General features: G+C 43.7%; 14 protein-coding genes. 11 read left to right on the top strand and 3 right to left on the bottom strand.

The window, feature by feature from the left end:
* The first annotated feature begins 110 nt into the window (after positions 1 to 110).
* The 8 genes from ACRRS0_RS12005 (at position 111) to ACRRS0_RS11970 (ending at position 14,732) form a co-directional block, all read left to right on the top strand.
* Entirely contained in the window at positions 111 to 1,826 is a 1,716-nt protein-coding gene (locus ACRRS0_RS12005; RefSeq protein ID WP_432452969.1) for a DEAD/DEAH box helicase, read from the top strand.
* A gap of 89 nt (positions 1,827 to 1,915) precedes the next feature.
* A complete protein-coding gene (dacB, locus tag ACRRS0_RS12000) occupies positions 1,916 to 3,289 on the top strand; it encodes a D-alanyl-D-alanine carboxypeptidase/D-alanyl-D-alanine endopeptidase (RefSeq protein WP_432452970.1) in 1,374 nt (457 codons plus the stop codon).
* A gap of 194 nt (positions 3,290 to 3,483) precedes the next feature.
* Entirely contained in the window at positions 3,484 to 4,863 is a 1,380-nt protein-coding gene (locus ACRRS0_RS11995; protein WP_432452971.1) for a sodium-dependent transporter, read from the top strand.
* A gap of 308 nt (positions 4,864 to 5,171) precedes the next feature.
* Positions 5,172 to 7,796, top strand: coding sequence for an aminopeptidase N (pepN, locus tag ACRRS0_RS11990; protein ID WP_432452972.1), 2,625 nt, complete (start codon positions 5,172 to 5,174; stop codon positions 7,794 to 7,796).
* 17 nt (positions 7,797 to 7,813) lie between these two features.
* Positions 7,814 to 8,032, top strand: coding sequence for a DUF2835 family protein (locus tag ACRRS0_RS11985; protein WP_432452973.1), 219 nt, complete (start codon positions 7,814 to 7,816; stop codon positions 8,030 to 8,032).
* 158 nt (positions 8,033 to 8,190) lie between these two features.
* Positions 8,191 to 13,023 carry an NAD-glutamate dehydrogenase gene (locus ACRRS0_RS11980; RefSeq protein ID WP_432452974.1) on the top strand — a complete coding sequence of 1,611 codons (4,833 nt, stop codon included), beginning with the start codon at positions 8,191 to 8,193 and terminating at the stop codon, positions 13,021 to 13,023.
* Positions 13,024 to 13,080: 57 nt separating this feature from the next.
* Complete coding sequence (gene pyrD, locus ACRRS0_RS11975; protein WP_432452975.1) at positions 13,081 to 14,091, top strand: quinone-dependent dihydroorotate dehydrogenase; 1,011 nt, start codon at positions 13,081 to 13,083, stop codon at positions 14,089 to 14,091.
* 122 nt (positions 14,092 to 14,213) lie between these two features.
* Complete coding sequence (locus ACRRS0_RS11970) at positions 14,214 to 14,732, top strand: cell division protein ZapC domain-containing protein (protein WP_439022886.1); 519 nt, start codon at positions 14,214 to 14,216, stop codon at positions 14,730 to 14,732.
* A 212-nt stretch (positions 14,733 to 14,944) separates the two neighbouring features.
* Here the strand turns inward: ACRRS0_RS11970 and ACRRS0_RS11965 are convergent, their stop codons facing one another.
* Positions 14,945 to 15,586, bottom strand: coding sequence for an arylesterase (locus ACRRS0_RS11965; protein WP_432452977.1), 642 nt, complete (start codon positions 15,584 to 15,586; stop codon positions 14,945 to 14,947).
* Between the two features lie 16 nt (positions 15,587 to 15,602).
* Between ACRRS0_RS11965 and ACRRS0_RS11960 the strand changes: the two genes are divergently transcribed.
* The 3 genes from ACRRS0_RS11960 to cysB all read left to right on the top strand — a co-directional run bounded on the left by ACRRS0_RS11960 (position 15,603) and on the right by cysB (position 20,006).
* Positions 15,603 to 16,301 (top strand): ABC transporter ATP-binding protein, encoded by a 699-nt coding sequence (locus tag ACRRS0_RS11960; RefSeq protein ID WP_432452978.1) that lies wholly within the window; start codon positions 15,603 to 15,605, stop codon positions 16,299 to 16,301.
* A gap of 10 nt (positions 16,302 to 16,311) precedes the next feature.
* Positions 16,312 to 18,810, top strand: a complete 2,499-nt coding sequence (locus tag ACRRS0_RS11955; protein ID WP_432452979.1) for an ABC transporter permease — start codon at positions 16,312 to 16,314, stop codon at positions 18,808 to 18,810.
* Between the two features lie 209 nt (positions 18,811 to 19,019).
* Positions 19,020 to 20,006, top strand: coding sequence for an HTH-type transcriptional regulator CysB (gene cysB, locus ACRRS0_RS11950; RefSeq protein WP_432452980.1), 987 nt, complete (start codon positions 19,020 to 19,022; stop codon positions 20,004 to 20,006).
* Positions 20,007 to 20,077: 71 nt separating this feature from the next.
* Here the strand turns inward: cysB and ACRRS0_RS11945 are convergent, their stop codons facing one another.
* Positions 20,078 to 21,430, bottom strand: a complete 1,353-nt coding sequence (locus tag ACRRS0_RS11945; protein ID WP_432452981.1) for an L-serine ammonia-lyase — start codon at positions 21,428 to 21,430, stop codon at positions 20,078 to 20,080.
* 65 nt (positions 21,431 to 21,495) lie between these two features.
* Positions 21,496 to 22,059, bottom strand: coding sequence for a CoA pyrophosphatase (locus ACRRS0_RS11940; RefSeq protein ID WP_432452982.1), 564 nt, complete (start codon positions 22,057 to 22,059; stop codon positions 21,496 to 21,498).
* Positions 22,060 to 22,075: the final 16 nt, after the last annotated feature.

Here is a 22,075-nt window from a genome sequence, read left to right as displayed (position 1 = left end):
TTGTCTCATATCAAGTTGCTTAAAATTTTTCCATAAAAAGCTAAAATCAATGAGACATTTTGTGATCAAAAGCGTATAGTGCGCATCCTTTAAATAATCGTGGGCCAAATATGACAGAATCCAGCAGTACGAGTTTTGAGCAATTTGCTCTCCCTGAAACAATTTTAAAAGCAATTGCCGAGATTGGATTTGAGACGCCGTCTCCAATTCAGGAAAAAACCATTCCATTACTGCTGGAAGGACACGATGTACTTGGCTTAGCGCAGACCGGAACGGGTAAAACTGCAGCTTTTTCTTTGCCTTTAATCGCAAAGCTTGATCCACAATTAAATGTGCCGCAGATGTTGGTGTTAGCACCAACTCGCGAATTGGCGAATCAGGTTGCGGATGCAATTAAAGACTTTAGCCGTCATGTACCTGGTTTACGCGTACTTGCCATTTATGGCGGTGCCGATTATGGACAACAAATTAAAGAACTGCGTCGTGGCCCTCAAATTATTGTAGGAACACCAGGACGTACGATTGACCACTTAGAACGTGGTAAGTTGAAGTTAGATCAACTTAGAGCCTTAGTATTAGATGAAGCCGACGAAATGTTGCGTATGGGCTTTATTGATGATGTCGAACGCATCATGCGTGACATGCCAAAAGAACGCCAAACAGCGTTGTTTTCAGCAACCATGCCGCCAGCAATTAAAAATCTGACTAAGAACTACATGTCAGCTCCGAAAGAAGTAAAAATTGCCAACAAGACGCAAACAGTGTCTAACATTGACCAATACTATTGGAATGTTGCTGGTTTAAACAAAATAGAAGCTTTGGCTCGGATCCTTGAAGTGAATAGTGATGGTGCTGCGATTATCTTTTCGCGTACCAAAAGTTCGACCACTGAAATTGCTGAGCGCCTCGAAGCGAAGGGCTTTAGTGTTGCCGCTTTAAATGGTGATATGAATCAAACTATGCGCGAGCGTACGATTACTCGTTTAAAATCGAGTAAGTTAGATATTGTTGTTGCAACCGATGTTGCTGCACGTGGTCTAGATGTAGAGCGTATTGGCCTCGTGGTTAACTTCGATATTCCTTATGACGCCGAGGCTTACGTCCACCGCATTGGCCGTACGGGTCGAGCCGGACGTAGTGGTAAGGCAATCATGTTTGTGGGTTATCGTGAGCAGCGTTTGTTGCGTAATATCGAGCGTACCACACGCCAAAAAATTGAAGCGATGGAGTTGCCTACCCGCGAACAAATCGAAAAGCAACGTATTGCAAGTTTTCAAGAGAAATTAGCAAGCGCGGTGCAAAATACCAAGTTAGAAGATTATCAAGCAATCGCTAGTGAGTTGGCGACCAATCTTGGTATGACCGAATTGGAATTAGCCACCGCCTTATTGTTCCAAAGTCAGTTAGCACGACCATTCAAGCTGCCAGCCGATCCTGAACCTCGTTCAGCTCGTTTCGCTGGTAACGACCGAGGTGATCGGAAGCGGGCCCCTCGTGGTGAACGCAGTGCACGCGGCGGTGAAAGAGGCGAACGTCCTAGTCGTTCTGAAGCGGGTGCGACCAAACGTAAACGTCGTACTGCAGATGTTGAAATGAATACCTATCGGGTTGATGCCGGTCGTGAGCATGGTGTACAAACCAAGCATATCGTAGGTGCTATTGCTAACGAAGCCAACATTAGTAGCGATTACATTGGTAGCGTGAAGCTATTTGATAGTTATTCAACGGTTGAGTTACCTAGCGGTATGCCAGAGAAAACTTTTAATCATCTTAAGCGTAGTTTTGTGCGTCAACGAGCAATGCGTTTAGAGTTGATTGCTCAATAGCAATAATCGCTAAAATTAATAGGAAAAGGTGAACTTAGTTTCACCTTTTTTTATATACTCTCGGTACCATTGGTGCACTGCGAGTTAAGATGCGTTTTTTTCCCCTTCTTGTTATTTCTCTATTGTTGGTTTGTGGTTTATCGCAAGCCGAGACAAAGCCCTTACGGGGCGCAACACTTAGTTATATTGGACCAGTCAGTCAGGCGAATAGCCAACAGTTACTGGTGCCTGCCAGTACCTTAAAAATTGTAACGGCAACTGCTGCAATGAAAATTTTAGGCGCAGATTTTCGTTTTAATACTCAACTCAGTGTGAAGCAGAACGAGCAGGGCTTAGACCTTCACCTTCATATGAGTGGCGATCCTAGTTTAAGCAGCAAAGATCTGAATGCATTACTGACCAGAGCCTTCAGCCGTTATGGCAAAAAAATTCATTCAATCACCATCGACGATGGTGTCTTTAGTGGTCACAATCGCAGTCGTGGTCAGGTGTGGAACGATATTGGGATTTGTTTTGCTTCGCCAGTATCGGCACTGAATATTGATGGCAATTGTATTAATGGCAATTTGAAACCAGGTAAAATCGGGCAATTGAGTGATTTACATATTAGTGATCCGAGCTTGCTTAATATGGACAATCAAATTATGACGGTGGCGGCTGATACTGCAGATTGTGAACAACGTCTGGTGGTTAAAGATCATAATCACTACCAGCTTTTAGGCTGTATACCAAAAAATGCCAAAATGATGCCATTACGCTTTTCGATTACCGATGAGCATCGTTACTTTTCGTTGAAGCTAGGCCGAGTGCTGGCGCAACTGGGGGCGAAGTATAGCGGACAAATACAATATCGTTCTCGGTTAGCTCCGTTTCCAACAGTTTTTACACATCAGTCAGTACCGCTGATCGATTTACTGAAATTTATGTTGGTTGAGTCTGACAATTTGACCGCAGATAGTATTTTTAAAAGTCTAGCCGCAGCACAAGGACGTAAAACGAGTTACGCAGTTGCGAGTAAAATTGTTTTGGCTCAATTGACTGCTTTGGGTTTGGATGTGAGTCAGGTCGTGATGCGTGATGGCTCGGGGTTGTCACGGGAGAACTTGATTAGTGCCGAGTTGTTATACCAGCTTTTGCAACGCTGGCAAACAGACCCGCAACTACAAGTTTTGCCTAGTATACTCGCCATCGCTGGAGAAAATGGCACGCTTAAATATCGCCGCAGTGTCACCAAATCTCCGTTAAAACATCATATTCACGCTAAAAGTGGTTATGTGACAGGCGTGATGAACCTAGTTGGATTTATTGAAAAACAAGGTCACCTAAGCCCGTTTGTATTTATGAGCAATGGGGTTGCTCTCAACGAACAACAGCGCCAAGCCGTGAAAGAGCGTCGTGTAGTGCATCCAATATTAGTTTATGAGAGAGATTGGTTGGAAAAGCAGTGGCAAGCTCTCAATTAGAAACATGCTTTGTATATGCATGAACATTCAGCGTTTAATACTCATTACTGAGTCTTTACTAGATTGTATATGGAGATAGACCCCTGATTATTAGCATAAAGATTCATTTTTTCTGTAATTTACATGTGCTTTATGCTTAGATCTGCGGCCAATAACAAGAACGCAATTCGCATACACAATTATTAAGAGAAAATATGAGTAATAACACCTCAGTGAATAATCGCTGGTCGAGTAATTTTGCCTACGTTTTAGCGGCAACAGGGGCCGCAGTAGGGCTTGGTAATATCTGGAAGTTTCCCTATATCATGGGAGAGAACGGCGGCGGTGCTTTCGTACTCGTTTACCTTTTATGCATTATGTTCATCGGCATTCCGGTGATGATGGCAGAGGTTTACTTAGGTAAACAAGGGCGTTCTACACCAGCCAACGCGGTCGCGAAAGTAGCGCTTGAACATGGACGTTCTAAACATTGGGCATTTATTGGTGGCATGGGGGTATTGGCTGGGTTCTTGGTGTTAAGCTTTTACATTGTGATTGCTGGCTGGGCAGTGGCTTATGTATTTAAATCGTTATCAGGAGATATCTCGGCAGCTGCAGGTAATGCTGAGCAAGTTGGAGCAATGTTTGGTGCTTTAACTTCAGATCCTTTGCAACTCACCTTGTGGGCAAGCATTGTGATTGGGGCAACCATTCTGGTCTTAGCAAAGGGGGTCACTAAGGGTTTAGAACGGGTGGTCTATTTGTTGATGCCTGCGTTGTTTGTATTGTTGGCAATGATTATGGTTTATGCCGCAGTGACCGGTGATTTTGCTGCCGCAGTTAATTTTATGTTTAAACCTGATTTTTCTAAATTAACTGTTCATGGCGTGATGATAGCTCTCGGTCATGCTTTCTTCACCCTCAGCTTGTCATCTGGGATCATGATGATCTACGGTGCTTACTTGCCTGAAGGCACTTCGATAGCTAAAACTTCTATTTATATCGCGATTGCCGATACCGTGGTTGCGCTGATGGCTGGTTTAGCTATTTATCCTATTGTGTTTGCTCACGGTATTGAGCCGAGTGCAGGACCCGGTTTATTGTTCGTGTCATTACCGATTGCTTTTGGCTCCATGCCAATGGGATCGCTTGTCTCTGTGGTATTCTTTGTGATGGTGGTGGTCGCTGCATTTACTTCTGCAATCGCCTTGCTTGAATCGAGTGCTGCTTACTTGGTTGAGCGTCGCGGCTTACGTCGTAACGTTGCCGCCGTTATTGCTGGCTTCGCCGTTTGGCTACTCAGTTTGGGAACGATTGCTTCATTTAGTGGTTGGGAATTTGCACAGATAGATGCCGGGCCCATGGGAAGCAACTTTTTTGAGATCCTTGATTATCTAACGGCAAGCGTATTACTACCATTAGGCGGATTACTCATCACTATATTTGTCGGTTGGATGATGCAGGGGGAGCGTGTTAAACAGGGCATTGGTATGAAAAGCCGTAACTTTAGCTTGTTCATGAAGAGTGTTCGTTTTATTTCTCCAATTGCCATTGCACTGGTGTTTTTAAACGCCGTTGGTTTGCTGGCATTTTGATATACAACACCTGATAAGTCGGCTTAGGCCGACTTTTTGCTTTTTAGTCCCTTTAAAATCGTTAGCAGCAGTCGCCAATATCTCTTACAATACAACTCGGTCTGTTTATCTTTTACGATTGTAGTCACTCGATTGACACTTCTTTGCCCAAGTACTCATTGATGTCGCTTTTTTAGTTTAGATTCATCAGCATATTGTTTTAAAATGGTTTTTTTAAACCTGAGCGTTTATTACAATTTTACGACTGAAGATAAACCGACTTAAACACGTTTTAGTTTATTTTTGAATTTCTACTAAAAGGAAGAGTCATGGCAGAACTAGCAGCCCAACCCGTCGCTAAATATCGTGCAGATTATCAAGCACCTCAATATACCATCGAGCAGGTGGATTTAGAATTTGACCTCGAGCCTAATCATACTAAGGTGACAGCGGTATCCAAGGTGCTTCGGGTCGATGCCTCCGCCGAAGATTTAGTCTTAGATGGGGAAAAGCTGCAACTGCTGTCCATCAAGGTCAATCAGCAAGCACACACCGATTACCACGTTACTGACAGTCAATTAGTGTTGAGTAACTTGCCGGCAAGTTTCGATTTAGAAATTGTGACTCAAATTAATCCAGTCGAAAACAAGGCCTTCGAAGGTTTGTATCAGTCAGGGAATGCTTTTTGTACTCAGTGTGAAGCCGAAGGATTTCGACGGGTCACCTACTTCCTCGATCGGCCAGATGTTTTAGCGACCTATCACACTAAAATTATTGCTGACAAAGCTGCTTATCCTTATCTACTCGCTAATGGTAATAAGGTAGCGCAGGGCGACCTCGACAATGGTAAACACTGGGTGCGTTGGCAAGACCCATTTCCCAAACCATGTTACTTGTTTGCCTTAGTTGCGGGTGACTTTGATTTACTTGAAGACAGTTTTGTTACCCAATCGGGGCGGCGGATTGCGCTCGAGTTATTTGTTGATAAGGGTAATTTGGATCGTAGTGAACACGCGATGCAATCCCTGAAAGAGGCGATGAAGTGGGACGAGCAACGTTTTAACTTAGAATATGATCTCGACATTTATATGATTGTAGCTGTCGATTTCTTCAATATGGGCGCGATGGAAAATAAAGGCCTTAATGTCTTTAATTCAAAATATGTTCTAGCGAACAAACAGAGCGCCACCGATAGTGATTTCTTAGGCATAGAAGCGGTCATTGGTCACGAGTATTTTCATAACTGGACCGGTAACCGAATTACCTGTAGAGATTGGTTTCAACTCTCTTTAAAAGAAGGCTTGACGGTATTCCGAGATCAAGAATTCAGCTCTGATTTGGGCTCAAGGGCCGTCAATCGGATCAAAAATGTACGTATTTTACGTAGTCATCAGTTTGCCGAAGATGCGGGACCAATGGCCCACCCAATTCGCCCTGATAAGGTGATTGAAATGAATAATTTCTACACTTTAACAGTTTACGAAAAGGGCGCAGAAGTGATCCGCATGTTACACACCTTATTAGGTGAAGCGGCCTTTCAAGCTGGGATGAAAACTTATGTTGAGCGTCACGACGGACAAGCAGTCACCTGCGATGACTTTGTGAATGCGATGCAAGATGCCAGCGGCAAAGATCTTAGCCAATTTAAGTTATGGTACAGCCAGTCGGGTACCCCTATTTTAAATGCCATTGGCAATTACGATAAACAAGCGCAGCAGTTTAATCTTAGTATTTCGCAACATACTGCGGCCACCGCAGATCAAACGCAAAAGCAGGCCTTACATATTCCGGTGTCTATCGAGTTATTAGCCAGTGATGGTCAAAGTTTAGCGCTTACTGCTCAAGGGCAAACGCTATCTTCAGTGCTTGAGTTAACATCGGCTGAGCAAAGCTGGGTATTTGATGGCATCACTAGCCAACCAACCGTGGTATTGCTGCAAGATTTATCTGCACCTGTAAAACTAGAAATGGATTATTCACTAACTGAATTGTTACTGATCATTAACCATGCGAGTAATACTTTTGCTCGTTGGGATGGCATGCAAAAGTTAGTCGCACGTTGGATGCAGCAAGCGGTTGGGCTGTTACAGCAGGGCCAAACGCTGAATGTTGCCGATGAAATTGTTGAAACCTTCCGACAATTACTCAATGATCGTCAGCTCGATAATGGTTTATTGGCTGAATTATTAACGATTAGTAGTGAAAACGAAATCGCCGATAGCTTTGCTGCGGTGGATGTCGATGCGATTGCTGAGTCGAGAGACTTCTTTATTTCTGTACTGGCCAATTGTTTAAGTGAAGAATTTGTATCCCTTGAGCGTTTATGTGCCGGATCTGAGCAGCAAACTCTGGCGCATTCTGATATCGCGTGGCGCTCTTTGCGTGCCGCTTGCTTACAGTATGTGGCATATATTAAGCCAGAAGTGGTCTTGGCAGCCTATTTTGAGAGTTCATTAATGACCGATAAGCTGGCGGCAATGGCAGCGGCTAACAATGCCCAAATTGAGCAGCGGCAGCAGATGTTTGATGATTATGAGCAACACTGGCAACATGATGGTTTAGTCATGGATAAATGGTTTGCCTTACAGGCTAATTTTGCACAAGGAGATAGTCTCGCTCGGGTTAAAGCCCTCACCGAACATCCGAGCTTTAGCATGGAAAATCCCAACCGTGTTCGCGCCTTAATTGGAAGTTTTGTAAATAATAACCTTCGAAAGTTTCACGCAAAAGATGGTTCTGGCTATTGTTATTTAACCGATGTTTTGTGTATCTTAAATCAACAAAACCCACAAGTGGCATCGCGCTTGATTACACCTTTGATCCAAACGGTAAAACTTGATCAACCACGTAAAGACTTGATTATTGAGCAATTACAACGTTTAGCAGATTTGCCAGACTTGAGTAAAGATCTTTATGAAAAAGTCACCAATGGTTTACAACAACTCAGAGCTTAATCAGTATCGTTTTCAGTATGAAACAGTATTATTTTAATTTACATATTTCATATCTGGAGTTTGAGCGGGTCTACCGAGGTAGTGCCCGTTCGGTGATCGCTGTTGATGATAAAGGCACGCGGGTGCAAATTCCCGCGTTGCGTTTTTTGTCCTTTTTAAATGCTTCAGGCATTAGCGGTCGTTTTGTATTATCGACCGATAACCAAAATAAATTCATATCTCTTCAAAAAATCTAGTGAACAATGTTGAATATATGTAAAAACATGGTTTAATTGCCGCTGTAGTTGTTCGAGTTATTTTTCGATTAATTTTTAAACCGGACTACACTCAAATAAACAATAAGCTGTTGTTTTACACAATAATAATATTACTCTACTTAGAAAAGGAATGCGTTATGACAAGAGCGCAGCAACACGCCTCCGTATTACTTAAGAAAGTCTATCAAATTGTTAACCAGAAACTGGATGCAAGGGCGGCGCCCTTAGCTGAGCAGTTTTTAACTCGGCTGTTTTCTGGGCTAGGCAGTGACGACCTGGCCAATCGCAGTGACAGCGACTTATATGGGGTCGGAGTTGGCTTATGGAATACGCTAAATCTTACGAAAACTTGTGACCGACATATTAAAGTCTATAACCCTGAGTTAAGCCGTCACGGTTGGCAATCTACCCACACGATTATCGAAATTGTTGTACCAGATTCACCGTTTTTAGTTGATTCGGTTCGAATGGCCTTGGTTCGCAGTGGCATTAATACTCACTTATTATTGCATCAACCAATGCGTTTAGACCGCGATGAGAATAATCAAGTGACCGCTGTATATGACGTGCAGCATAGTGAGTTTGGCAATCAAACCATATTCATGATTGAAGTTGACCGCCAAAGCGACGAAACAGCCTTGCGTAAGTTGAGTAACGAACTGAGTAAGGTCTTGGACGAAGTCGCAGTGGTGGTTAATGATTGGCAGGTGATGCTGCAAAAGTTAATTGATGTCACCGCAGACTTGGCCAAAACTAAAGGGCCAATAGACAACTATTTACTAGCTCAGAGCTGTGCTTTTTTAGAGTGGATGTCTGATCACAACTTTACGCTGATGGGTTATCGTCACTACGCACTCAAAGAAGTGAAAGGGGACTTTCAGTTGATTCCCGATGACGAAGGCAGTTTAGGTCTCTACCGAGAATACGTGACGAGTCAGGTAGTCTCTTTATCGAGCTATACCGAGGCCGGTCGTGAACTGGCGACGAATCAGACGCCGTTGGTGTTGAACAAGAGTAATCATAAGTCGCGAGTGCATCGTCCCGCTTATATCGATCACGTTGGGATTAAAGTTTTTAATAAAGCGGGTCAGGTGATTGGAGAGCATCGTTTTGTCGGTTTATATGCTTCTTCTATCTATAATCGCAGTCCTCTAGAAATCCCCTTGATTAATCAAAAGCTTGCTCGAATTATGGTTAACTCGGCTCTACCCGAAGGGTCTCATGCATATAAGTCATTGCTGAATATTATGGAAACTTATCCCAGAGATGAGTTGATCCAGGCGAGTGAAGAGGAATTGTTGGATATTGGTTTAGGTGTCGAGCAAATTCAAGAGCGCGACTTAGTGAAGTTGTTTGTGCGAAAAGATTTATACGGGCGTTTCTACTCTTGCTTGGTTTATACCAGCAAAGACCGTTATAACACGGCTTTAAGGATAGATAGCCAAGAGATATTCAAGCAACACTTTAAATCCACGGAAGAAGTCGAATTTACAACCTATTACACCGAAGGCTCAATGGCGCGCACTCACTATCTAGTGAGAGTAGAAAATAGCAATCAGGAGTTTGATTTGAGCCAGTTACAAACCAACCTAATTGAAGCCGCTAGAACCTGGGAAGACCGTTTATCAGATTCTTTGGTATCTAATTTCGGTGAAGAGCGTGCGATTCAATTAAGCAGTAAATATCAAAGTGCTTTTCCTCGTTCATATAAAGAAGACGTGCTACCGGGTTCGGCTGTTGCCGATATCATGCAATTTGAAGAACTCAGTGATGAGAATCAATTGGGGATGTTGTTCTATCGGCCCCAAGAAGAGAATATTAATAACAATCATGTCCGCTTAAAATTATTTCATTTGAATGAACCGTTACATCTTTCTGATGTATTACCGATGTTAGAAAATATGGGCTTGCGGGTGATTGGTGAAACACCATATCGCTTAACCAGCAGCGATAATAAAGTATATTGGTTGTTGGACTTTTCGATGTTGTTTGTGGGCGAACAAGCTTTGGACATCGAAAAAAATCGTGATAATTTCCAACAAGCCTTTGCTGAAATTTGGTCTGGACAGCTTGAAAACGACGGTTTCAATCGCTTGGTTTTGGCTGCGCAAGTGTCCGGTAGAAATGTTGCTTTACTGAGAGCCTACGCGAAGTATATGCGTCAGATCGGCAGTAATTTTAACCAAAGCTATATTGAAGAAACCTTCGCAAGTTACCCGCAAATATCTACCTTATTAATGGATTTATTCCATCGTCGTTTTAATCCCAGTCTAAAGCGTTCTGAAAAGACCGAAGAAAAGATAGAAGCGAAGTTAATTAGTTTGTTGGATGGTGTCGAAAACCTAGATGATGACCGAATTATTCGTCGTTACTTAGAGATGATTAAAGCAACTTTACGGACCAATTTTTACCAGCTTACTGCAGACAAACAAGTTAAAGACTATATCTCCTTTAAAATTGACCCACGGCAAATTTCGGATATGCCGCAGCCTGTGCCAATGTTCGAAGTTTTTGTTTATTCGCCGAGAGTCGAAGGGGTTCACCTACGGGGAGGTAAAGTTGCTCGAGGTGGACTGCGCTGGTCTGATCGACGTGAAGACTTTAGAACTGAGGTACTGGGTCTAGTCAAAGCTCAACAGGTGAAAAACACGGTGATCGTACCAGTCGGTGCTAAAGGTGGTTTTGTTTGTAAGCGTTTGCCTGCGCCGAGTGATCGAGATGCTTGGTTAACCGAAGGCAAACAGTGTTATCGCACCTTTATTCGCGGTTTATTGGATATTACCGATAATAATATTAAGGGAGAGATCATTGCGCCTCCCCAAGTGGTTCGACGTGACCCTGATGATCCTTATTTGGTGGTGGCCGCCGATAAAGGTACCGCAACTTTCTCTGACATTGCCAACCAAATTAGTCAGGAGTATCAATTCTGGATGGGGGATGCCTTCGCATCCGGTGGCAGTAACGGTTACGATCATAAAGGTATGGGGATTACTGCTCGAGGGGCTTGGGAGTCGGTAAAACGTCATTTCCGAGAAATTGGCGTAAATTGTCAAACCACCGACTTTAGCTGTGTCGCAGTTGGGGATATGGCAGGTGATGTATTTGGGAATGGGATGTTGCTTTCGGAACATACCTGTTTAGTTGCTGCCTTCAACCATATGCATATCTTTATTGACCCCAGTCCTGATGCAGCGCGTTCTTACCAAGAACGTAAACGGCTATTTGAATTACCGCGTTCCTCATGGCAAGACTACGACAACAGTTTAATCTCTGAAGGTGGAGGCATTTTCTTACGTAGTGCTAAGTCGATTAAGCTAAGCCCTGAAATTCAGCGTCTACTCGATACCAAACTAAGCAATGTTACGCCAAATGCTTTGATTCAGTTGATCCTATGTGCATCTGTTGATTTATTTTGGAACGGTGGTATTGGGACTTATATCAAAGCCAGTTCCGAATCCAATACCGACGTTGGTGATCGCGCTAATGATTCGTTGCGGATCAATGGTAAGCAACTTCGCGCGAAAATTGTTGGTGAAGGGGGGAATCTTGGGATTACTCAGCTTGGCCGTATTGAAATTGCCGAGAATGGCGGTCGAATTAATACCGATTTCACCGATAATGTGGGTGGTGTAGATTGCTCCGATAATGAAGTGAATATTAAAATTTTGCTCAATGGCTTGGTGACAAATGGTGATCTTACAGAAAAACAACGTAACAAATTGTTAGTTGAAATGACCGAAGATGTGTCACTTATTGTATTAGAAAATGCCTATCGTCAGAGTCAATCGATCAGTGCGACGGAACAACTTGGTGAGAGTACCGTTAAAGAAGTTAGCCGTTTTATGCATATTTTAGAGCGGGAAGGGCGCTTAAACCGAAGTTTAGAGTTTTTGCCTAGCGATGAAGAGTTATTAGAGCGAGAGGCAAATGGTCAAGGGCTCACCAGACCCGAATTAGCGGTGTTGGTTGCTTATGGCAAAATGGCCTTGAAAGAATGGTTTAATGTGTCCGAAGTAACCGAGGATCCCTATCTCAGTCAAACTTTGATTAAGTCTTTCCCTGCTTTATTGCAGCAACGTTATGTTGAACAGATGCATCAGCATCCACTTCGCCAAGAGATTGTGGCGACTCGTTTGGCGAATCAAGTGGTCGATGATGTTGGCTTTAACTTTGTCACTCGCCTGATTGAAGAAACGGGGTCGAGCGCCGCAGAAATTTGTACTTGTTATATGATTGCTTGTGAAGTCTTTGGCGCATGGGAGCTTTATGAGCAAATTGAAGCCTTGGATAATCGAGTGAATGCGCAACTTCAATTAAGCATGATTAACAGCTTGCGCAGGAATATACGTCGAGCCACGCGACGTTTCTTAACACTAAGAGATCGCTCCTTGACCATCGCAGAGCAAATAGAACGTTATCGCCCGAGTTATTTGCAACTACATCAGCAGTTACTGGACGTACTTGCCAGCGATGAGGTGGACTTGGTAAATCAGCAAGCAGATAAACTGCAGCAGCAGCATGTGCCAGCAGAGTTAGCGAGTACCATGGCCAAGATGGATTCGATGTTTTCTATCTTAGACCTCACCGAGATTGCTGAACAAGGCGAGCAAGATATTGTTGCGGTGGCAAGACTGTACTTTAATCTTGGTGCAAATATCGGCTTACATTGGTTCTTAGAGCAAATTAATATCCAAGCGGTAGATAACCATTGGCAGGCCTTAGCGCGTTCTTCTTTTAGAGAAGATCTCGATTGGCAACAACGGCAGCTCACCATGAGTGCTCTAAAATGGGCGACTCAGATGGAAAGTGAAAATGCTTTGGATGATTGGTTAGCCGCTCACGAGAGCCTTTTGCTTCGCTGGAATCAGATGTTGGCCGACTTCAAAACCGGAAATATCCATGAATTTGCGAAATTTTCAGTATTATTAAGGGAATTGAATCTATTAAATTTAAATTGCTCGGTAAACTAGTATAAAATACTGCCCCCGAAGCCCTGCATCTTCGGGGGTCTTATACTAGGAGTCTAAATGTATTACCCACTCGCTCGTAAACTAATTTTTCAACTAAATCCTGAATCCGCTCATGATCTGACTATCGAGATGTTTAAGCGTACTGGCGGAACCTTACTTGACAGACTGTACCGCCAACAAGTTCCAGCCAACCCAGTAGAACTAATGGGACTTACGTTTCCTAATCCGGTCGGCTTAGCGGCTGGTTTAGATAAGAATGGCGAGTGTATTCAAGCTTTTGCTGCAATGGGTTTTGGGTTTATAGAAGTTGGAACGGTGACCCCTCGCGCCCAGTCAGGTAACGAAAAGCCTCGTATTTTTAGGGTATTAGAAGCCGAAGGTTTAATTAATCGAATGGGCTTCAATAATAAAGGGATCGATTATTTAATCAATCAGGTTGAGCAGAGCCAGTTCAAAGGGATCCTTGGGATCAATATTGGTAAAAACTTTGATACGCCTGTTGAAAATGGTAAAGACGATTATTTAATCGGTATGAATAAAGCCTTTGCCCATGCCTCTTATATCGCAGTTAATATTTCTAGTCCAAATACTCCCGGTTTAAGATCCTTACAATATGGTGAAGCGCTAGAAGATCTATTAAAGGATCTTACTGAGCGAAAAGATCAACTTAGCCAACAATATAATAAACATGTACCACTGTTGATTAAAATAGCACCTGATTTATCAGAAGCGGAAATTGAACAAATTAGTGACAGTCTGATCCGTTATAAATTAGATGGGGTGATTGCAACCAATACCACCCTAGAGCGCTCAATGGTTGAGGGGATGAACCATGCTAGTGAGGCTGGAGGTTTAAGCGGGCGTCCTTTGCAATTAAAATCGACAGAAGTTATTCGTAAATTAGATCATTATTTAAAATCGAAGATCCCGATCATTGGTGTTGGCGGAATAGACTCAGGGATGGCTGCAAAAGAAAAAATGGAAGCGGGAGCCAAACTAGTTCAAATATATAGTGGATTTATTTATAAAGGTCCCGAATTAATTAAGCAGATTTCCAAAGTTATATAAAAAAGTTTTAAATTTATTTGTTATTATTGAGTTCACGTAGTACATTTGTTTATTAAGTGAACTCACATGGATAGATCTGTCTTTTTAAAATGTTAATACAACCTAATAAACAATGGCACTGGATGTTTGATACCAATAAAGGAGTAATGACTCTGGACTTGGGGCCTAATATGCTGTTTGTGTCTAAGTTGTGTAAAAAGCGTTGTGTTCTACATGCTCAAGAAGACAGTCCTTTCACGACCGAACAGACTCAGCTTTATTATCAATTTTTAGAGCAATTAGAAGAGGTTAATTGGTCTGAAGCGATTAAAGTTCAAATTTGTTTAAATGCTTTAGCCGCCGCGCAGTTTCTTAAACCGTTGATGCCGCAAAGTTGGTTTTTCAAGAGTATCGGCACCGTTCAGCAAAGCGATTTGCAATTGGGTCAACTGGTGGTACTACAAAGTGATTACGCGCATAGTCGCTGTGTGATTGTTGAGCGCAGTGAGCAAAGCTATACGGTGATGACCATTGAAGCAGGCTTGCAATTGGACCCGCGTAAAAGTTTAGGTCAATTTGAAGCCATTAAAGTGATGCACGATCGGGTCATGCCTCTCTCTCGTTTACTTCAACCATCTCGCGGTTTCGCCCAAACAGCTTAGGCCTGTAAAGCCTTCACCTCAATTGCTTAATTTCGGGCATAAGCTTGGTTTCACATTCAAATATAGTTACCACAAACTGATTGATGGACAATTGAGCGTTCTGATTCAAATCAAGCTTGTCGGTTATCAGCGTCAGCTCGGTCTAATTAATTGACTGTTTTACGGACGAATGAGCCGTGTCTAGAAGCATTAATTATTTAAAGTTACTGTGGCTAATCTTGAACTAATTCAAGTAATTGCTGCTGCATCCGCCGACTAATCAAGGCTTGCGCCTGCTGATTGGGATGGATCCCATCGTTTTGCATCAATTCGCTTTGGGTCGCAATATCTTCAATAAAAAAAGGTAAGTAATTGATCTGCTGTTGTTCTGCCAGCGTTTTATATAAGCTTTCAAAGGCAGTGGTGTAACGTTTGCCATAGTTTGGCGGAATGCGGATTTGCATCACCGCCACTTGTATACCTTGCTGCTTGGCGAGTTGCACCATTGCTGTAAGATTATCGGAGATACTGTTAATCGCTTGGCCTTGTAGGCCATCGTTACCACCAAGCTCAATAAGTAGCCAATCGACAGGATGTTCTGCTAATAAACTTGGTAATCTTCGTAAAGCACCGGCGCTAGTTTCACCGCTGATACTTGCATTAATCAAGTATAACGGCTTATTGTTGTCTCGATAGTGTTGTTCAGTGAGTGATACCCAGCCTTGCTCAAGGGTCATACCGTAGGCGGCACTTAAACTATCACCGAGGATTAACATCGATTTGGTATTTGCTCTAGCTTTGGTATTTATTGTCAAACAGAGTAAAACCAGCAATAAGCTGAATACGTAATACCCAGTTTTCCGAGTAACAATCATTATCGAGTACCTATTTATGTCAGTAGAATCACAGTCGTCTCCCTCTAAGATAATCATAAATGCAACTGGACTCAATCATCAGGTTGCCACTCCAAATGGGAGTTTGAGCTTATTAAAAGATATCAATGTGCAAATTAACCAAGGAGAATCACTTGCCATTGTGGGCGCATCTGGTTCAGGAAAAACTACCTTACTCAGTATTTTAGCTGGCTTGGATAGCGCCAGCCAGGGAGAGGTTGAATTATGCAGCGAAAAATTGTCGGCCTTAGATGAAGAACAACGGGCACGTTTAAGACGCGATAAAGTGGGTTTTATTTTTCAACAGTTTTTATTAGTTCCAGCCTTAACTGCTCTGGAAAACGTTATGTTACCGGCAGAATTAAAAGGGATCGCCAAGGCTAAGGAGTTGGCGGAACAGTGGCTAAATAAGGTGGGCTTAACCGAGCGCCATCATCATTATCCTAATCAACTGTCTGGTGGCGAGCAACAAAGGGTTGCAATTGCGAGAGCCTTTATTTGCCAGCCTGAGGTCTTGTTTGCGGATGAACCTTCCGCCAATTTAGATAGTGACAACGGAAAAAACATTGAAGACTTGTTATTTGCATTAAACCAACAATCGGGCGCGACCTTAGTTTTGGTGACCCATGAACGAGGTTTGGCGGAGCGTTGCTCAAGGCAAATAACCTTACAAGCTGGGCAAATGATTGACGGATAAGGAATCTTCGATGAATAAGCTGATTTGGCGTTTATTTCGTGCTGAACTGCGGCGTGGGGAACTGACGATTATTGCCGCTGCTATTGTGCTTGCGGTGAGCTCAGTATGGTTGTTCAGTAGTATTACTGATCGTTTAGAACAGGCCATTTTTTCTAAGAGCGGAGACTTTATTGCCGCCGACCGCTTGGTTCGTAGTGGACATCCCGTTGATCTTGATTTGGCGCAGCGAGCAAGCCGCTTACAATTAGATTACGCGGAGCAATTGCTCTTTCCATCGATGTTATATGCCAATGATAAGTTAGTTTTGGCGAGTGTGAAGGCGGTGTCGAATCACTATCCACTGAAGGGGGCGTTGCGAGTGAGTAAACAGCCGACTGGCAGTGGTGGTGCCTCGATAAAAGGCGTTCCGATAGGACAAGTGTATTTAGCCGAACGTTTGTTTTATCAGCTTGGCGTAAATATTGGGGATCAAATTGAGATAGGCGAGGCGACATTAAAGATCGCCGGGCGTATCGTGAATGAACCAGATGCGCCATTTAGCGTATTTATGACTGCGCCTCGGGTCATGATGAATATCGCCGATGTGCTTCAAACCGAGGTGGTTCAGCCTGGCAGTCGCTTATCTTACCGTTACATGTTCGCAGGAAGTAAATCTCGTTTAGCCGACTTAGAGCTGCAATTAAAGCCCTTGCTCGCGGATAATCAACGTTTCATTAACGTCAGTAGTGGTAGCTCTCCGCTAGCCAATGCCTTAACCAAGGCGCAGCAATTTTTATTGCTTGCGGGCTTAATTGGGGTTTTGTTGGCTTGCGTGGCGATTGCGGTCGCCAGCAGGCTGTACTGTCAACGTCATTACGATACGGTGGCGATGTTTAAAGTTGTTGGGGCAAGTAAAGTACAGATCAGACGCATTTACATTGGACATTTATCTAGCGTCGTTTTGTTATCAACATTGCTGGGATTGGGACTTGCCTCCATTTTGCAATGGCCTGTGGTCAATTATGTGGAAGCTAGTATTAACATTACCTTGCCAAGCGCAGGTTTGAAACCTTATCTGATGGCGGTGGGTAGTGGTTTGATTTGTGGCTTTGCCTTTACTTTGCCAACTCTCTTACAGTTATTTAATGTGGCACCAATGCGGGTGATCCGTCGTGACAGTGACGATGGTGTGGTGAAGCCGTTATGGGTCGGCCTATGGATGCTGCTGAGCGTGTTTGGCTTATTATGGTTGTATAGCGCATCTTTATCGCTCAGCCTTATTCTATTGGGCGTAGGTTTATTGGCGGTGTTGGTGCTGTTGTTAACCAGCCAGCTATTGCTGTGGCTACTTAAAAAACGTTCAAGCAATTTAGGTCACGTGAGCCTTAAAATTGCGGTCTCATCGCTTTATAAAAGAGCGAAACAGAATCGGGTTCAGTTGATTGGCTTTACCGTTGCCATCAAACTTGCTTTAGTGGTGTGGGTGATTCAACAGGATCTCATTAGCGAATGGCAGCAACAACTGCCGGCCGGGGCTCCTAACCATTTTGTTTACAATATTAGCCAACAGCAAAAACAGCCATTAATCGATCGTTTCGCTGCCGAGAATATTAATTTGGGCCCCTTGTTTCCGATGTTGCGTGGGCGCTTAGTGGCGATCAATGATGAGCTAGTGAGTCAGCAAGCCAATGGCGAATATTCAGATAAGGAATCGTCGCGTCGTCGTGGGGCTGGTCGGGAACTTAATTTAAGTAGCACTGCAGACTTACCCTATCGAAATCGAGTAATTGATGGCCAGTGGTTAAGCCCTCAAAGCCAGCAGCAAGCTTCGGTGGAGCAAGATTTTGCCGAGCGTTTAGCGATTAAACTCGGTGATACGCTGCGTTTTATGGTGGGAGCCAGTACCTTTGAAGTAAAGGTAAGCAGTATTCGCAGTGTTGATTGGAATACCATGCAACCAAATTTCTTTGTGCTATTGAGTCAAGATGTGATGGCCTCTTTTCCAAGTGGATATTTGAGTTCTTTTAATTTACCAGCCAATAAAAGTGCTTGGATGGCTGAAACTATGGCGAGTTTTCCTACCTTGGTATTAATTGATGTGAAGGCTCTGATTCAGCAGTTAAGCCAAGTGGTTGACCAAGTATCACTGGCGCTTCGATTGGTGTTGGTGGTGGTACTGTTAGCCAGTAGTTTAGTGCTATTTGCTCAAGTGCAGGGCTCGTTACAAGAACGCCGACTGCAAACGGTGATTCTACGCACTCTAGGTGCCAGCGGTAAAGTATTGAGAAATGCTGTGATTTATGAATTTGTTATCCTCGGTCTATTATCTGGCTTCATCGCCGCGTGCGCAGCTCAAGGGGTATTATTGTTACTACAAACTCAAGTGTTTGAGATCCGACCTATGTTGAACTGGAGCCTGTGGTTGATTGGCCCAGTGTTGGGAATGGTGGTGATTGCCAGTATGGGGGCGAGTTCAACCTTACGTTTACTGAAGCGAAACTCGGCTCAGTTGGTGAGAAGTTTGCGTTAAGCTTTTCTCGCTTTAGTGGTCTTTGTATTCACTTAAGTGGTGAGTCGCAGCCCAATCTAAGCTAATGTTGCTTCCGCTTTGTTAAAATCAATGGAAAGTGATTTCATTATGGTCTGCAATGGCTATATACTTATGAAAAAATGTAATAAGAGCTTAACTCGCGGGTATATTTGTGGTTAAGACAGTTTGGCGCTAGAGAATCTAACAAAATGAAATTGCAGCAATTACGCTATATCGCAGAAGTCGTTAATAATAACCTTAACGTATCTGCAACTGCCGAAAGTTTATATACCTCGCAACCGGGGATCAGTAAGCAGATCCGCTTGTTAGAAGACGAGTTAGGGGTACAAATCTTTAAACGTAGTGGCAAACATCTTAGCCAAGTCACCCCTGCTGGCCAAGAAATTATACGGATCAGCAATGAAATTATGGCGAAGGTGGAGAGCATTAAAGCTGTGGCTAGTCAGCATACTCATCCTGACCAAGGCTCATTAAACATTTCCACCACCCATACTCAAGCACGTTATGCCCTACCAGAAGTGATTCAAGGTTTTATTCATCGTTATCCGAATGTTTCGTTAAATATGCATCAAGGCACGCCCAATCAAATCAACGAAGCGGTTGCCAAGGGCAGTGCAGACTTTGCGATTGCGACCGAGGCCTTGCATATCTTTTCCGATTTGGTGATGTTGCCGTGTTATCACTGGAACCGGAGTATTCTCGTACCACCCGATCATGAGCTGGCGAAGAAACATCTGAATGGTGAAGTTGTGACCATTAATGATTTAGCTAAACATTCAATTGTCACCTATATTTTTGGTTTTACTGGACGCTCAGACCTTGACGACGCCTTTGGCCGTGCGGGTAAGGTACCCAAAATTGTCTTTACTGCCACCGACGCCGACGTGATTAAAACTTATGTGCGAATGGGCATTGGTGTCGGGGTATTGGCAACGATGGCGATTGATAAGCAACAAGATCAGGACTTAGTCGCGATTGATGCGAGTCACTTATTTAGAGCGAGTACCACTAAAATTTGTTTCCGAAAAGGAACCTTCCTACGGACCTATATGTATGATTTCATCGAACGCTTTGCTCCTCATTTGACTCGCGATTTAGTCGATAGGGCAGTACAAGCAAAATCATTCGATGAAGTTGAAGCTTTGTTCAACGAGATCCAATTACCAACCATTTAAGTGTTCAAAAAAGCAGTCGAAGTGACTGCTTTTATTGTTTCTGATTTTAATTCGCTAGTTAGCTGGCTGCTTTAACACTCGATAATGTTGACCGCTAAACCACCGCGCGATGTTTCTTTGTACTTACTCTTCATATCACGACCAGTTTCCCACATCGTTTTTATCGCTTTGTCTAGCGATACCTTGTGTTCTCCACTCCCGCGAAGCGCTAAACGTGCGGCATTAATCGCTTTCAATGCGCCCATCGCATTGCGTTCGATACAAGGAACTTGTACCAAACCACCGATGGGGTCACAGGTGAGTCCTAGATTATGTTCGATGCCGATCTCGGCTGCATTTTCAATTTGTTCGGGTTTGCCGCCAAATAGAGCCGTTAAGCCAGCTGCCGCCATTGAGCAGGCGACGCCCACCTCGCCCTGACATCCAACTTCGGCACCAGAAATTGAAGCGTTGGTTTTATATAAAGAGCCAATTGCGGTGGCGGTCAAAAAAAACTGATTTAGGGCATCTTGGTCTAAGGCTTGTACAAAATTGTGATAGTAATGTAATACGGCAGGAATGATCCCCGCGGCCCCATTGGTCGGAGCGGTAACCACGCGTCCACCTGCGGCATTTTCTTCGCTAACGGCAAGCGCATATAAATTGACCCAGTCCATAACATTGAGGGGATCAGAGCTTAGGTTTTGTTGCGAATTGAGCTGGCGCTTTAAGCAGGGGGCTCGTCGAGCTAGCTTAAGGCCGCCGGGTAAGATCCCCTCTTCTCCCATACCGCGAGCCACACAGGCTTGCATCGTTTGCCAAATTTGTTGGGTATACGCGCTAATGCTACGCGTAGAACAATGTACTTGCTCATTGCAAGAAACCACCGCAGCGATGCTTTTACCGCTTTCTTTACAGCGCAATAATAAGGAATCTGCGCTGTCGTAAGGGTAGGGGTAGTTAGCCTCATGGGCTGCAACGGCTTCGCCATCTTCAATAATGTAACCTCCACCAATCGAGTAGTAGGTTGCCGAAATGGTTTTACCATTGTCGAGTGTGGCGGTAAAACGTAAGGCATTACTGTGTACAGGCAAGCTTTTACGTCGGTGAAAAACAATCGCGCCAACTTTTGGAAAGTTAATTATTTTGGAGTTTAATAAATTTAACTCTTGGCTTTGTTCTACCTCTTGTAACATTTGCTCAACGGCATCAATATCAATAAACTCGGGAGTTTCGCCTAATAGGCCGAGAATGACTGCCTTACCTGTGCCGTGGCCTTTTCCGGTGGCGCCTAACGAGCCAAATAGCTCGACTTGTAAGTGATTGATCCGCTGGAATTGCGGTTGTAAATTTTCAGCAAATAGTTTCGCCGCCTTCATCGGGCCTACGGTATGAGAGCTGGATGGACCAATACCAATGGAAAAAAGGTCAAATAAACTTACCATTTATGTTGTTACCTAAAAAATCGAATCGAATAAGTTATTAATTCTGTTGTGCTAAGTATATCTAGTTATCCGCAACAATGAGAGGCCAAATTATACAATATTTGCGCGGTTGCTCCCCAAATGACGTGCTTTTCGACTTCGATGAAATAAACCTGTTTCACGCGGCCTTTACGATAAAAACGATAACCCTGATAATTGCTTAAAGACAAAAAAGGCTGCAAGGGTAAAACAATCACTTGCGCCACTTCGTTGTCGTTGATCTTAAACGCAAGGTCTTGCTTGGCGGTCGCGATAAAGGGACTCACCGAGAAATTGCTGACGGTATTTAACTGCGGAAGTTGCCCTAGAATGGTAAATAACTTGGGGTTAATTCCTATTTCTTCTTCGGTTTCACGCAATGCGGTGTGTTGTAAGTTGTGATCGGTGCTATCGTATTTCCCGCCGGGAAAGCTGATCTCCGAGGGGTGATGCCGTAACTGAGCGCTGCGCTGAGTCAGTACCAGTTGCTCCGTTTGTCCTGGCTGGGCGATGATTGGCACCAAGACTGCCGCAGCTTGCTTTGTTGACTTGGCTGAGTTGGCCACAGCAGGATGCAATAGATAGCGTTGTAGGTAGTGGTGGGTATGCATAAATACAATTGGATCC

Origin of the sequence: Agarivorans sp. QJM3NY_29, from assembly GCF_050870835.2 — a bacterium.
Lineage (GTDB): Bacteria > Pseudomonadota > Gammaproteobacteria > Enterobacterales > Celerinatantimonadaceae > Agarivorans.
The sequence above is the reverse complement of the archived record's forward strand: the minus strand, read 5'-3'. Positions and strand labels throughout refer to the sequence as shown.

Bases quoted from the DNA above. Each gene is read 5' to 3' on its own strand.
- ACRRS0_RS12005 (WP_432452969.1), top strand. From the start codon at position 111: ATGACAGAATCCAGCAGTACGAGTTTTGAGCAATTTGCTCTCCCTGAA.
- dacB (WP_432452970.1), top strand. From the start codon at position 1,916: ATGCGTTTTTTTCCCCTTCTTGTTATTTCTCTATTGTTGGTTTGTGGT.
- ACRRS0_RS11995 (WP_432452971.1), top strand. From the start codon at position 3,484: ATGAGTAATAACACCTCAGTGAATAATCGCTGGTCGAGTAATTTTGCC.
- pepN (WP_432452972.1), top strand. From the start codon at position 5,172: ATGGCAGAACTAGCAGCCCAACCCGTCGCTAAATATCGTGCAGATTAT.
- ACRRS0_RS11985 (WP_432452973.1), top strand. From the start codon at position 7,814: ATGAAACAGTATTATTTTAATTTACATATTTCATATCTGGAGTTTGAG.
- ACRRS0_RS11980 (WP_432452974.1), top strand. From the start codon at position 8,191: ATGACAAGAGCGCAGCAACACGCCTCCGTATTACTTAAGAAAGTCTAT.
- pyrD (WP_432452975.1), top strand. From the start codon at position 13,081: ATGTATTACCCACTCGCTCGTAAACTAATTTTTCAACTAAATCCTGAA.
- ACRRS0_RS11970 (WP_439022886.1), top strand. From the start codon at position 14,214: ATGTTTGATACCAATAAAGGAGTAATGACTCTGGACTTGGGGCCTAAT.
- ACRRS0_RS11965 (WP_432452977.1), bottom strand. From the start codon at position 15,586: ATGATTGTTACTCGGAAAACTGGGTATTACGTATTCAGCTTATTGCTG.
- ACRRS0_RS11960 (WP_432452978.1), top strand. From the start codon at position 15,603: ATGTCAGTAGAATCACAGTCGTCTCCCTCTAAGATAATCATAAATGCA.
- ACRRS0_RS11955 (WP_432452979.1), top strand. From the start codon at position 16,312: ATGAATAAGCTGATTTGGCGTTTATTTCGTGCTGAACTGCGGCGTGGG.
- cysB (WP_432452980.1), top strand. From the start codon at position 19,020: ATGAAATTGCAGCAATTACGCTATATCGCAGAAGTCGTTAATAATAAC.
- ACRRS0_RS11945 (WP_432452981.1), bottom strand. From the start codon at position 21,430: ATGGTAAGTTTATTTGACCTTTTTTCCATTGGTATTGGTCCATCCAGC.
- ACRRS0_RS11940 (WP_432452982.1), bottom strand. From the start codon at position 22,059: ATGCATACCCACCACTACCTACAACGCTATCTATTGCATCCTGCTGTG.